Raw genomic sequence first — 12,804 nt, forward strand, 5'->3', positions numbered from 1 at the left:
TCCGTCGCCCTGGAGTTCCAAAGTGAAGCGTCCCCGCCCGCTCGCCGATGCGCTGGTGCAAGGCCGACCCCTTTCTTTCTCCCGCGTCGCGGAGGGCATGGAGGGCCTGGTGGTGGGAGACCTCGCCCGCGCCGTGGCCGCCGAAAAGAACGCGCCCTGGCCTTCGCTCACCGTCATTTGCCGCGACGGCCAGCGCATGGCGGCGCTGGAACGCGGCCTTGCCTTCTTCGCGCCGGAAGTTGAGGTCTACAGTTTTCCCTCCTGGGACTGCCTGCCCTACGACCGCGCCTCGCCCAACGCCGCCATCGTGGCGCGGCGCATGGCGACGCTGGCGCGGCTGGCGCGCGTCACCGGCGGCAAGGCGAGCGTGCTGCTCACCACGGTGAATGCGACCGTGCAGCGGGTGCCGGCGAAGGCGCTGGTGGCGGCGCAGTCGCTCTCGGCGGCGCCGGGCAACGCCATCGCCCTCGATGGTGTCACCCAATGGGCCGAGCAGAACGGCTTCCTGCGCACGCCCACGGTGCGCGACACCGGCGAATATGCGGTGCGCGGGGGGCTCATCGACCTTTATCCGCCGGGGCTCGACGCTCCCATTCGCCTGGACTTCTTCGGCGATACTCTGGAGAGCATCCGCGCCTTCGATCCGGAAACACAGCGCACCACCGGGCAGTTGCGCGCGCTCGAGCTGGTGCCCATGGCCGAGTTCCAGCTCACCACCGCCACCATGAAGCGCTTCCGCATGGCCTATGTGGCGGAGTTCGGCGCGGCGCAGAAGGGTGACACGCTCTATGAGGCGGTGAGCGAGGGCCGGCGCCATGCCGGCATGGAACATTGGCTGCCCTTGTTCCATGAGCATATGGACACGCTGTTCGACTATGTGTCGCAAAGCCCGCTGGTGCTCGACCCCATGGTGGATCAGGTGGCCGACGAGCGGGTGGCGCAGATTGGCGACTATTACGCCGCCCGCAAGGAGGCGCTGGACCATCCGGCCGGGGGAGCGGTCTATAAGCCGCTACCGCCTGACCGCCTCTATCTGACGGGGGCGGAGTGGAACGCGCGCATTGGCGCCGCGCGCATCGCGCAGCTTTCCCCGTTCGCCGCGATCGAGAACCCGAAGGGCGAGGTGATCGACGTGGGCGGCGTGAAGGGCCATTCCTTCGCCGCCGAGCGCGCCGACCCCGAGGGCAATGTCTTCGACGCCGCCGTGGCCTATGTGCGCGAGCTGCAGAAGGACAAGAAGGTCATCCTGGCCGGCTGGTCGGAAGGCTCGCGCGAGCGCCTCGGCACGGTGCTGGCCGACCATGGCCTGACCGGCGCGGCGCCCATCTCCCGGTTCGAGAGTCTTTCCGCCTTTCCCCGGACCCAGGTGGCGCTGGCCGTTTATGGGCTGGAGTCCGGCTTTGAGACGCCGGACTTCGCGATCATCGGCGAACAGGACATTCTGGGCGACCGCCTGGTGCGCCCCAAGCGCAAGGCCCGCAAGCCCCAGGACGTCATTTCCGAGCTGACGGCGCTGACGGCGGGCGATCTCGTGGTGCATGTGGACCACGGCATCGGCCGCTTCATCGGCCTGAAGACGGTGGAGGCCATGGGCTCGGCCCATGACTGCCTCGAAATCCATTATGCGGGTGGCGACAAGCTGTTCCTGCCAGTGGAAAATCTGGAGCTTCTGAGCCGCTACGGCTCGGAGGAGACCGAGGCCCAGCTCGACAAGCTGGGCGGCGGAGCCTGGCAGGCGCGCAAGGCGCGGATGAAGAAGCGCATCCGCGAGATGGCGTCCCAGCTCATCAAGATCGCGGCTCAGCGCCAGCTCGGCGAGGCGCCCAAGCTGACCGCCGCCGCAGGCCTCTATGACGAGTTCCGTGCCCGCTTTCCCTATGAGGAGACCGACGACCAGGAGGCCACCATCCAGGCCGTCGTCGATGACCTCGGCTCGGGACACCCCATGGACCGGCTGGTGTGCGGCGACGTGGGCTTCGGCAAGACCGAGGTGGCGCTGCGCGCGGCCTTCGTTGTGGCGCTCTCCGGCAAGCAGGTGGCTGTGGTGGTGCCCACGACCCTGCTGGCGCGCCAGCACTTCAAGACCTTCTCCGAGCGCTTCAAGGGCCTGCCGGTGAACATCGCCCAGGCCTCCCGCATGGTCACGGGCAAGGCCCTGACGGCGGTGAAGAAGGGCCTGAGCGACGGCACCGTCGACATCGTGGTGGGCACCCACGCGTTGCTCGGCAAGGCGATCCAGTTCAAGGACCTGGGCCTTGTGATCGTGGACGAGGAGCAGCATTTCGGTGTCGGTCACAAGGAGCGGCTGAAGCAGCTTCGCGCCGAAGTCCATGTGCTCACCCTCACCGCGACCCCCATTCCGCGCACGCTCCAGCTCGCCATGACCGGGGTGCGCGAGCTGTCCATCATCGCCACCCCGCCGGTGGATCGGCTGGCGGTGCGCACCTTCGTGACCCCGTTCGATCCGCTGATCGTCCGCGAGGCCTTGCTGCGCGAGCGGTATCGCGGCGGCCAGAGCTTCTATGTGGTGCCGCGCATTGAACAATTGGCGGAGGTGCAGGAGTTCCTCGCCACATCGGTGCCGGAGGTGAAGGTGGCGGTGGCCCATGGCCAGATGGCGGCGGGCACGCTCGAAGATATCATGACCGCTTTTTACGATGGCCAGTATGACGTTCTGCTGTCCACCACCATCGTGGAATCGGGCCTCGACGTGCCCAATGCCAACACGCTCATCGTGCACCGGGCTGACATGTTTGGTCTTGCCCAGCTTTACCAGTTGCGCGGTCGCGTGGGCCGGGCCAAGGCGCGGGCCTATGCCATCTTCACGGTGCCGGCGGCGAAGCCCATCACGGCGCAGGCGGAGCGGCGGCTCAAGGTATTGCAATCGCTGGAGACCCTGGGCGCGGGCTTCCAGCTCGCCAGCCACGATCTCGACATTCGCGGCGCCGGCAATCTGCTCGGCGACGAACAGTCGGGCCACATCAAGGAAGTGGGCTACGAGCTGTATCAGGAGATGCTCCAGGAGGCGATCGCGCACATCAAGGCCGGCATCACCGAGTACGTGGACGACAAGTGGTCGCCCAACATCACCATCGGCACGCCGGTCCTGATCCCCGAGGACTATGTGGCGGACCTGCATGTGCGGCTCGCGCTCTATCGGCGGCTCGCGGATCTTCAGGAGGATCAGGAGATCGACGGCTTCGGCGCCGAGCTCACCGACCGCTTCGGTTCCGCGCCGCCGGAGGTGGGCCATCTGCTCCAGCTCGCCAAGATCAAGGCGCTGGCGCGCGCCGCCAATGTGGAGAAGGTGGACGCCGGTCCCAAGGGCGTGGTGCTGGGCTTCCGCGGCAATGAGTTCGCCGACCCGTCCGGTCTCGTCAAGCTGATCGCCCAGGAGGGGTCTCAGGCCAAGGTGCGACCTGACTTCAAGGTGGTGTTCCTGCGCGAATGGCCGAGCGCGGAGGCGCGCTTGAAGGGGACGCTGACGGTCCTCAAGAAGCTTGCGACCCTGGCCCAGAAGAAGGCGCTTTAAGGCGCCTCCAAGCGATGAGCCCCGAGGCGGGTCTGCTAAGGCGGGCTGGCAACGGGGTGAAGCGGGGGTCTTTGCGCACGGGGGGCCTTTGCGCGCAGGGGTGTTTTGGCGCGCAGGGGTCTTGGCGCGCATACCGTGGGCCACCGTAAGCCGAAACGCTTCAACGGGCGGCGCCTCGAGCCGCAAAAAAGGCGGGGGCATAAAAAACGCCGGTCCGCCCCTTGCGGAGCGTCCGGCGTTTCTGTGTTGGTCCGGCATTTCTGTCTTGGGACGGACGCGGGAGCCCCGCGCCTCAGGTCCTCACTTCTTGCCGTCGACGCCCAGGATGCCGCCGACGGTGCCGCCCACAGCGCCCACGGCGCCGCCCACGACCGCACCCACGGGACCGGCGGCCTTCTCGCCCGCCTTGACGCCTGCGCCGGCACCCTCACCGGCGCCCTTGACGCCACCGACCACGCCACCGGCCACACCGCCGCCGACCGCGCCCACGGTCCCACCAACGGCGCCGCCCACCGGACCCGCCGCCTTGTCGCCAGCCGTCGCGCCCTTGTCGGCACCCTGTTGGGCGCCCTGCACCACACCCTGCGCCGAAGCCGTGGTGGAGGCCAGGGCCAGAGCCAGCAGCGTCGCTCCCGTCGCAATGCTCATCTTCATGGCTGAGATCCTTTCAGGTTCGTCGTTTGCACGCCTGCCTTCCCGCAAAAGCCGGGTCAGAATGCAAGCGGCATAGAACGATTGCCGGCAGCCTATTGATCCACTGCCCGACGATATACATACCCCCGCTTGCCGTCGGCCGCCACCTCACACCAGGACTTGCAGGAATAGACCGTCACCTTGGTTCCCGCTTCGAGGGTGGCCAGCACGGCGGCGCCGCGCTGTGGGCCGCTGCGCAGGTTGATGGCGGTATTGATGCGGCCACTCTGGCCCACGGAACCGGTCTCTTCGGCGTTGTCCGCTGCGCTGGAGCCGCTCGCCTGGGCGAGGGCCGGGCGGGCGGGTGGCACCGGCGCCGAAGCTGTCGCGCGGGCCTCGGGCGAGGGGTCGTCGATGGGGTCGTCGGTGGCGTCGGCGTCGGCCTTGTCGGCGGCGTGGGGTTCAAGGAAAGCGGGTCGCGCAAAGTCGGCGGCCGTGGGTGCCGGAACCACCTTGGTCGCTGACGCGGCGGCCTGCGGTGGCGGCTTCGCGGCCGCGGCGGGCTCGTGGCTCAGCAGGGCCGCGATCTGGCGGGCGTCGGTGGTGGGCGTCGGCGGCGCTGTGCTGGGAACAAGCCCGCCGACGGCAACGGCGGCGCCGGGGCCGGGGGTCAGAACGCTCTCCTGCCTCTGTTCCAGCCCGAAGCCGCGCAGCAGGAAGAAGCCGCCCAGAACCAGCACCGCCACCGCGCAGGAAATGCCGAGGGCGCGCAGCACCACGCCGCCATCGACGCGCGCTGAGCCGCGTCGCGCTTGGGGCGTGCGTCCATGGCCCAAGCGCGGGCGCACCGCTTGTGTGGACCCGTTGCGGGGGGAGGACGGGGCCGTCGCGGGCCGTTCGGAGGCGAAGCCTTCGTGCGCACGCTGAAGGTCCGCCATTCAGTGCCTCCTCGGTCGCCGGCTCCGGCGGGAGCCGGCATGCCGCCGATTGATGCGTGATGGAGCCGCGCGGCCCCGCGAACACCGCCGCGAGATTGGCCGTCAATTGCGGCCAATCTGTGCCACGCCTGCGGTTCAATGGTAGGCACAAACCCTGTCTCGTCAATGTCCGGGCAGGCGCCACCAGGTCTCCGGCAAGGTCCCGTAGAGGGAGACGCGCTCCGGCCGGGCGATGCGCGTCCACCGCGCAAGCCACTGGCCCGGCGTGTGGAAAAGGGGAACGCCGTAAGCGCCGGAAATCAACGCTCTGTCGAGGGCGCGGGCGGCTGCGACATAATCGTCGGCATCGCCGGCGGCGATGAGCGCTGCGATGGCGGCATCGATGGCCGGACTCTTCGCGCCCATATAATTGCGCGTTCCGGGCGTGTCCGCCGCCGCGGAGCCGAAGTAGAACGCCTGTTCATTGCCGGGCGACAGGGATTGGACCCAGATGAAGGGTACCATGTCGAAATCATAGGCATTGCGGCGCGAATCAAACTGCACGGCGTCGACGAATCGCACCTGCGCGGTGATTCCAGCCCGTTTGAGCTGGGCCGCATAGGCCAAGGCAAGGCGCTCCTGGTCGCGGGTGGCCACCATGATCTCGAAGGTGAAGGGAGCGCCTTCGGCTGTCACCAGCGCGCCTTGTTTCAGGTGCCACCCCGCGGCGCCGAGCAGGGCCAGGGCCCCGCGCAGGCGCTCGCGATCGCGCCCGCTGCCATCGGCGACCGGTGGGCGGTAGGTGCCGGCCAGCACATCGGGCACGACGGAATCGGGATAGGGGGCGAGCAGGGCGCGTTCGCGCGCTACGGCGGGGTGGCCAAGGGCGGACAGTTGCGACCCTTCGAAGAAGCTCCCGCTGCGCCGGTAGAGGCCGTGGTAGAAGCTGCGGTCCAGCCACTCGAAATCGAACAGTTCGATCAGCGCCCGCCGCACCCGGATGTCGGCGAATAATGCGCGCCGGGTGTTGAAGACCAGGGCCGAATAGGGTTTGGGCGTGCCGGTGGGAATGACCTCCTTCACCACCTCTCCGGCGCGGGCGGCCGGGAAGTCGTATCCGGTCTCCCAGCGGGCGGGGTCGCTCTCGAAGCGTGCGTCGATGAGCCCTTTCTTGAAGGCCTCGAACTCGGAGTTGGTGTCGCGGAAATAGACGAAGCGCAGTTCGTCGAAATTGTAGAGGCCCCGGTTCACGGGAAGGTCGCGGCCCCAATAGCGCGGATCCCGCGCCAATGTCATGGCGGCCCCGGCATCCACGGCGCCGACGGTGTATGGCCCCGAGCCCACAAGGGGGGTGAGGCTCGTTTCCTCAAACCGGGTGGGGTCGATGCTGCCGCGGGCCAGGATCGGCATCAACCCCATGATGAGCGGCAATTCACGGTCCGGCGCGGTGAAGGTGAAGCGCACGGTGCGGATGTCGCGTGCTTCCGCCTTCGCCACCTTCCCATAATAAAGCCGATGGTTGGGGCGGCCCATGTCGCGCAGCAAGGCGAAGCTAAACAACACATCGTCGGCGGTGACCGGCGCGCCGGTCGAGAAGCGGGCGCGCGGATCGAGCCTGAACTCCACGAAGCTCCGTTCGGCGTCGGTGGTGAGGGACTGCGCCAGCAGGGGATAGAGGCTGAAGGGCTCATCGAAGGAGCGCGCCATCAGCGGCTCCACCATGTAATTGCGGATGAAGGCGGGCGCCGAGCCCTTCACGATGAAGGGGTTGAGGCTGTCGAAGGTGCCGAGCAGGGAGAGCGTCAGCCGCCCGCCCTTGGGCGCATCGGGATTGGCATAGGGCAGGGCCTCGAAGCGCGCGGGCAGGTCCGGCTCGCCGCGCATGGCGATGGCGGAGCGGGCGGGGCCCGCCGCGCCGGAGGCGGAAAGGCGCGATGGCTCCTGCGCGATCGCGGGGCCGCACAGCAGCAGCCAGGCCGCCGCCAGAGCCGATCCGACCGTCATCCGCATTGATTCGCGCATCAGGACCCTTCTCTTGCGGCATTCCGCGTGGATGCGGCTTGTTCTCCAGGACATCGGTCGTGTATTGGCCTTATTCGTCGGCAAGGTAGCACGCAAAGTCGAACCCAGCAGGCACAGTTTGCGGCCCGCCACCATCTTGCCTCAATTGGCCCAGAGACAGCGCGGGTCATGAAGCAGGTGCGGGCCAGCCGTCGTGGGCGAAGGTGAACGACCGGCAGGCACCACAGGAAAGGCCACAATGACCAAGACCCATTCCATCGCGCGGCTCACGGCGGGTGTCGCCGCAACGCTGTTCACTGTGGCGCTTGCAGGCCCGGCTTTCTCCCAGGCGCAGCCGGCGAAACCCGCCGCGCAGGCCCAGCCGGCGAAGCCCGCCCAGGGCGGCGCTCCGGCCGAGCCCGAGGTGAAGTTTTCCGCGTCGCCCTGGCAGAAGATTTGCCAGGAGAATCCGGAAAACAAGAAGCAGGTCTGTGTGCTCACCCAGATTCTCGGGGTGGAGAGCCAGGCCATCGCCAAGATCGACATCGTCGAGATGAAGGACGAGCCCAAGAAGCGTCTGAACGTCTCGGTGCCGCTCGGCATGCGCCTCCAGCCCGGCATGCGGATCACCCTGGACAAGGACCCGATCTCGGTGCCCTTCGTCATCTGCAACCCGATCCAGGGCGGCGGCGCCACCTGCATCGGTGATGTGGAGATCGACGCGTCTTTCATCGCCAAGCTGAAGAAGGCCAATGCGGTCTATCTGCAGATGGTGAACGGCGTCGGCCGCACCCTGTCCCTGCCTATCTCCAATGCCGATTTCGGCAAGGCCTATGACAGCCCCGGCGTCGATGCCAAGGTGGCCATGGAGCAGGAGCGCAAGCGCATGGAAGAGGCGCGCGCCAAGGCCATGGCCCAGGAAGAGCAGAACAAGGCCGCCCTGCTGAAGAAGGGTCAGGAGCTCGAAAAGGCCAACGCTCAGGGCGCCAAGTGAGGCGGCTGACGTAGGTGAGGCGGCTGGCGAACCTGAGGCGGCGGTGAGGATGCCGACCGCCGCGCCGGTTTGAGCATTCCGATCTGCTCCGGGTGGGCCCGGTGCCTATGAAAAAGGCACGCTTCAGTCAGAAGCGTGCCTTTTTGCTGGGTGGTGGAACCCCGCTTGCCGCGCGGATAGAGCGGCGCCCCGGCGCGCATCCGCTCTCCGGCAAGCGCCTGAAATTCCGGGTGTCCGCGTGTTCGAGAATGTTCCCAGGCGAAGCGCCGACGCTGTGGGCGTGGTGAGATGGCGTCCATCCATGCGGTGTGCGCTGTGCCCCATGTGAGCGCCGAGGCTCCGAACTCACCGCCCCGCCAATGGACTCATGACGAACGCCAGCGTTGCCGGGCGTAGCTGCCGCCCGGCAACGCGATCGGCCCGGTCGCGTGCCCGCGTTGCCGGGGTCAGTTCAGCAGGTTGGGCAGCACGCGCCAGCCACCGTCGCCATCCTCCCGCAGCATCTCGTTCACCCGCGGGTGTCGCACCGGCTCGTCGGAGGGATCGAGCTCTAAATTCTGCTCGGAGACATAGGCGACGTATTCGTTGTCCGCATTCTCGGCGAACAGATGGTAGAAGGGCTGCTCCTTGTCCGGACGGATGTCCTCGGGAATGGAGAGCCACCATTCCTCGGTGTTGTCGAACACCGGGTCCACGTCGAACACCACGCCGCGGAATGGGAAGTGCTTGTGGCGCACCACTTCGCCAATCCTGAACTTCGCCATCCGCATCTGCTGGGCCTCGACGTGCGCCGGGACCTCCACGGGCGGGGGCAGGGCTCCCGCCATCTCCACAGTGCCAACGGCGGAGGGAGAGCTCGTCTTTTCTGGTGTGCCCATCGTCCGCCTCCTTGTTCCTGGCGCATCCCGCCGTTTTCTGGAAACGCCGAACCGCGCCAAAATCTCGTGCTTTTTCATCGCTCTCGGCGCGGCGATGATCGCCGCGCCCGAGGATGCGTCGGCACGATTATGTCACAGGCCGTAAGCCTTGCCCATTTCGGGGTCTTTGGCGGCGACGATCCTGGCAAGATCGACGATCACTTTCGCCTGCTTCCAGGTGGCGTCGTCCTGCATCTTGCCGTCGATCATCACGGCGCCGGAGCCGTCCGGCATCGCTTCCACGATCTTGAGCGCGAAGGCGACCTCGCCGGGATCGGGCGAAAACACGCGCTTGGCGATGTCGATCTGGGTCGGGTGCAGCGACCATGCGCCGACGCAGCCCTGGAGGAAGGCATTGCGGAACTGGCTCTCGCAGGCCGCAAGGTCGGAGAAGTCGCCGAACGGGCCGTAGAAGGGCTTGATGCCGTTGGCGGCGCAGGCATCCACCATCTTGGCGATGGTGTAGTGCCACAGGTCCTGCTGAAAGCCGATGCGGGGCTTGTCGCCGTCGGCGTCAGCGAGCACCTTGTAGTCGGGATGACCGCCACCCACGCGGGTGGTCTTCATGGCGCGGGAGGCGGCAAGGTCGGCTGGGCCGAGGCTCATGCCGTGCATGCGCGGGGAGGCGCTGGCGATCTCTTCCACATTCTTCACGCCCTCGGCCGTCTCGAGAATGGCGTGGATGAGGATCGGCTTGCCGACGGAATATTTCGCCTCAAGCTGCGCCAGAAGCTGGTCGAGGTAATGGATGTCCCAGGCGCCTTCCACCTTCGGCAGCATGATGACATCAAGCTTGTTGCCGATGGCCGAGACGATCTCGACGATGTCGTCGAGCACCCAGGGGCTGTTGAGGCAGTTGATGCGGGTCCAAAGGCCGGTGGTGCCGAAGTCGGTGGCCTGGGCCATCTCGATGAAGCCCTTGCGGGCCGCTTCCTTGGCATCGCTCGGGATCGCGTCCTCGAGGTTGCCCAGCACCACGTCCACCTGCCGGGCGATATCCGGCACCTTGGCGCGCATCTTCTCCAGATGCGGCGGAACGAAGTGGATCATGCGCTCCAGACGCACCGGCAGGTCGCGGTAGGGCGCGGGAGCGCCGATGGCGAGCGGCTTGAAGAACTGACGCGGAAGCTTCATCTCTCCCCCCTGGCGCGGCGTGGCGGAACAGATTCCCCGCATCCGGGCCGTATTGAGTTGCACTGCATCATAGCTCGCGACCGGCCGCAACAGCGCACCCGCGGGCGGGCGGCGGTCGGTCGAAAAGCGGCCGTGGCCGCGCTTACCCCGCCTTGCGCAAGGTGAAGGTGAGGCGGCCTTCGTCCACGACGCGCGTTTCCAGCACGGCGCCGGTCTCCTGCGCCACATGGGGAATGTCGATGACCGCCATGGGGTCGGAGCACACCACCGTCAGCCGGCCGCCGGCCGGCAGCGCCGCCAGCGCCTTGCGGGTCCGCAGGGCCGGCAGCGGGCATTTCAAGCCCATCAGGTCCAGCTCCACGGGCGGGGGCTGGGGCGCGGGCCGTCTCAGGCCGATCACCGCGCTTGATCCTTCAGGCGGGCAAGGCTTTCCTCGCGGCCGAGCACGGTCAGCACGTCGAAGATGGGCGGCGAGGTGGTCTTGCCGGTGAGGGCGGCGCGCAGCGGCTGCGCCACCGCGCCGAGCTTCACGCCGGCCTGTTCCGCATAGGCGCGCACCACCGCCTCGGTGGCGGCGGCGGTCCATTCGGCCGCCTCCAGCAGCGGAACCAGCTTGCCGAGATGGCCGCGGGCGTCGTCCGACAACAGGGCGGCCGCCTTCTCCTCGAGCGGCAGCGGACGCGGGACGAAGATGAATTCCGCATTGTCGAGCAGCTCGACTAGGGTCTTGGCGCGCTCCTTCAGGCTCGGCATGGCTGCGGCGAGCTGGGCCCGGCGCTCCGGCGTCATGCGGGCAAGGCGATGGGCCGCGTCGGGCAAATGCGGCACCAGGGCATCCAGGGCCGCGAGCAGCTCCGCGTCCGAGGAGGCGCGCATGTATTGGCCGTTGAGGCTCTCCAATTTCTGGAAGTCGAACCGGGCGGCCGAGCGGCCGACCTTGTCGAGATCGAAGAAGCGAACCATCTCTTCGGTCGAAAAGACTTCCTGGTCGCCATGGCTCCAGCCGAGCCGCACCAGATAATTGCGCAGCGCCGCCGGCAGATAGCCCATGTCGCGATAGGCATCGACCCCGAGCGCGCCGTGGCGCTTGGAGAGCTTGGCGCCATCCGGCCCGTGGATGAGCGGAATGTGGGCCATGCGCGGCACATCCCAGCCGAGGGCGCGGTAGATCTGGGTCTGGCGGGCAGCGTTGGTCAGGTGGTCGTCGCCGCGAATGATATGGGTGACGCCCATGTCGTGATCATCCACCACCACCGCCAGCATGTAGGTGGGGGTGCCGTCCGAGCGCAGCAGGACCAGGTCGTCCAGGTCCTTGTTGGGGAAGGTCACGGTGCCCTGCACCATGTCGTCGATCACGGTCTCGCCATCGCGCTGGGCTTTCAGGCGGATGACCGGGGCGCGATCCTTCGGCGCCTCGGACGGGTCGCGGTCGCGCCAGCGTCCGTCATAGCGCGGCGGGCGGCCCTCCTTGCGGGCGAGCTCGCGCATCTCCTCCAGCTCCTCCGCCGAGGCGTAGCAGCGATAGGCGTTGCCCTGGGCGAGCATCTCCTCCACCGCCTGGCGGTGCCGCTCGGCGCGGGCGAACTGGTAGATGGGATCGCCGTCCCAGGTGATGCCCAGCCAGCTCAGGCCGTCCAGGATGGCGTCGATGGCCTCCTTGGTGGACCGTTGGCGGTCGGTATCCTCGATGCGCAGCAGCATCCGCCCGCCCTTGGCCTTGGCATAGAGCCAATTGAACAGGGCCGTGCGGGCGCCGCCGATATGCAGGAAGCCGGTGGGCGAGGGAGCGAAGCGGGTGACGATCTCGGACATGGGGCACTCGAAAGGCCGGGTGCGCTCCGCGGAACGCAGGCGAGGGAAACAGGCAAGGCGCGCCGCCGGCACCGCGACGAGTCTGCCGTGGCGCGCGCGAGGCGCCCGTGTAGCATAGGCGCATCGCACAAGAAACCGGGGCGCGATGCGGGGGCCGGGCACATGGAGGCGGGACGCGGCGGGGGCGGGCGGAACGAAGGCGGTCCACTGCCGTCGCGTTCTCGTGCGCGTGCGGTCGCGGTCGTCGCCGGCACGCGGGTGGCTGGCCTCCGCTTCGATCCCCTGTGGCGGTCGTTGGTTCGGCGACTTGGCGCGGATCTCGCCGCGGAAGCGGAGCAGGGCCGCCTCGTGCTGTGGCTGCCGGTGGCCTTCATGGGCGGCATCCTCGCCTATTTCGGGGCGCCGCGGGAGCCGTCTTTGGTGGCCGCGCTGGCGCTCACGGCGATGCTGGCGGTGGCGGCCGCGGCGGCGCGGCGGCACGCGGTGGCGATCGGGGTGTTCGCCGGCCTTTGCGCCTTCTCGGCGGGCTTTTCGGCGGGCGGCGTGCGCACCACCTTGATGATGCACGAGGTGCTGCTGCGCGCGCCTTCCTTTCCGGTGCGCCTGAACGGCTACGTCGAGCGCCGGGAGCAGCGGGTGAACAGCGACCGCATTCTGCTGCGGCTCGATCCAGGCCCCATCCGTGGGCTCGACGGCCCGATCGGGTTGGTCCGGCTTTCGCTCAAGCGGGGCACGGCGCCGCCGGTGGGCACCCATATCACCCAGCTGACCCGTCTTCTGCCGCCCCTCGGACCGGCCATGCCCGGCGCCCACGATTTCGGGCGCGCGCCCTGGTTCCAGGGGATCGACGCCGTGGGCTTCGGC

Annotated in this window: 9 protein-coding genes and 1 pseudogene; 3 read left to right on the forward strand and 7 right to left on the reverse strand. The window is 68.1% G+C overall.

Annotation, left to right across the window (positions count from 1 at the left end):
• Positions 1-22: 22 nt before the first annotated feature.
• Positions 23-3,532: a transcription-repair coupling factor gene (gene mfd, locus HUW53_RS07340; RefSeq protein WP_237345095.1), complete on the forward strand. Its 3,510-nt coding sequence runs from the start codon at positions 23-25 to the stop codon at positions 3,530-3,532.
• 300 nt (positions 3,533-3,832) lie between these two features.
• Here mfd and HUW53_RS07345 read toward each other — a convergent pair whose 3' ends face one another.
• The 3 genes from HUW53_RS07345 to HUW53_RS07355 form a co-directional block, all read right to left on the reverse strand.
• Positions 3,833-4,186, reverse strand: coding sequence for a hypothetical protein (locus tag HUW53_RS07345; protein WP_237345096.1), 354 nt, complete (start codon positions 4,184-4,186; stop codon positions 3,833-3,835).
• Between the two features lie 92 nt (positions 4,187-4,278).
• Positions 4,279-5,103, reverse strand: coding sequence for an SH3 domain-containing protein (locus tag HUW53_RS07350; protein WP_237345097.1), 825 nt, complete (start codon positions 5,101-5,103; stop codon positions 4,279-4,281).
• 162 nt (positions 5,104-5,265) lie between these two features.
• A complete protein-coding gene (locus HUW53_RS07355; protein WP_370877780.1) occupies positions 5,266-7,104 on the reverse strand; it encodes an extracellular solute-binding protein in 1,839 nt (612 codons plus the stop codon).
• A 238-nt stretch (positions 7,105-7,342) separates the two neighbouring features.
• On the opposite strand from HUW53_RS07355, the gene HUW53_RS07360 reads away from it, so the two are divergent.
• Positions 7,343-8,077, forward strand: a complete 735-nt coding sequence (locus HUW53_RS07360; RefSeq protein WP_237345098.1) for an invasion associated locus B family protein — start codon at positions 7,343-7,345, stop codon at positions 8,075-8,077.
• A 446-nt stretch (positions 8,078-8,523) separates the two neighbouring features.
• Here the strand turns inward: HUW53_RS07360 and hspQ are convergent, their stop codons facing one another.
• The 4 genes from hspQ to gltX form a co-directional block, all read right to left on the reverse strand.
• The gene (gene hspQ / locus HUW53_RS07365; protein ID WP_237345113.1) at positions 8,524-8,847 is read right to left on the reverse strand and encodes a heat shock protein HspQ; all 324 of its coding nucleotides are present in this window, start codon (positions 8,845-8,847) and stop codon (positions 8,524-8,526) included.
• Between the two features lie 240 nt (positions 8,848-9,087).
• Positions 9,088-10,128, reverse strand: coding sequence for an HpcH/HpaI aldolase/citrate lyase family protein (locus tag HUW53_RS07370; protein WP_237345099.1), 1,041 nt, complete (start codon positions 10,126-10,128; stop codon positions 9,088-9,090).
• A 142-nt stretch (positions 10,129-10,270) separates the two neighbouring features.
• Entirely contained in the window at positions 10,271-10,528 is a 258-nt protein-coding gene (locus tag HUW53_RS07375; RefSeq protein WP_370877779.1) for a sulfurtransferase TusA family protein, read from the reverse strand.
• Positions 10,525-11,940, reverse strand: coding sequence for a glutamate--tRNA ligase (gene gltX, locus HUW53_RS07380; RefSeq protein WP_237345100.1), 1,416 nt, complete (start codon positions 11,938-11,940; stop codon positions 10,525-10,527). Before gltX ends, HUW53_RS07375 begins: the two co-directional genes overlap by 4 nt.
• 258 nt (positions 11,941-12,198) lie before the next feature.
• Here gltX and HUW53_RS07385 point away from each other — a divergent pair.
• A pseudogene (locus HUW53_RS07385) lies at positions 12,199-12,804 on the forward strand (hypothetical protein); the annotation flags it as partial.

The sequence above is a fragment of the Xanthobacter agilis genome (genome assembly GCF_021730435.1).
In the GTDB taxonomy this organism is placed as follows: Bacteria; Pseudomonadota; Alphaproteobacteria; order Rhizobiales; family Xanthobacteraceae; genus Xanthobacter; species Xanthobacter agilis.

What these genes read in the sequence shown, in the direction of transcription:
- HUW53_RS07360 (WP_237345098.1), top strand. Translation starts at nt 7,343, where the DNA reads ATGACCAAGACCCATTCCATCGCGCGGCTCACGGCGGGTGTCGCCGCA.
- gltX (WP_237345100.1), bottom strand. Translation starts at nt 11,940, where the DNA reads ATGTCCGAGATCGTCACCCGCTTCGCTCCCTCGCCCACCGGCTTCCTG.
- HUW53_RS07350 (WP_237345097.1), bottom strand. Translation starts at nt 5,103, where the DNA reads ATGGCGGACCTTCAGCGTGCGCACGAAGGCTTCGCCTCCGAACGGCCC.
- hspQ (WP_237345113.1), bottom strand. Translation starts at nt 8,847, where the DNA reads ATGCGGATGGCGAAGTTCAGGATTGGCGAAGTGGTGCGCCACAAGCAC.
- HUW53_RS07355 (WP_370877780.1), bottom strand. Translation starts at nt 7,104, where the DNA reads ATGCGCGAATCAATGCGGATGACGGTCGGATCGGCTCTGGCGGCGGCC.
- HUW53_RS07345 (WP_237345096.1), bottom strand. Translation starts at nt 4,186, where the DNA reads ATGAAGATGAGCATTGCGACGGGAGCGACGCTGCTGGCTCTGGCCCTG.
- HUW53_RS07370 (WP_237345099.1), bottom strand. Translation starts at nt 10,128, where the DNA reads ATGAAGCTTCCGCGTCAGTTCTTCAAGCCGCTCGCCATCGGCGCTCCC.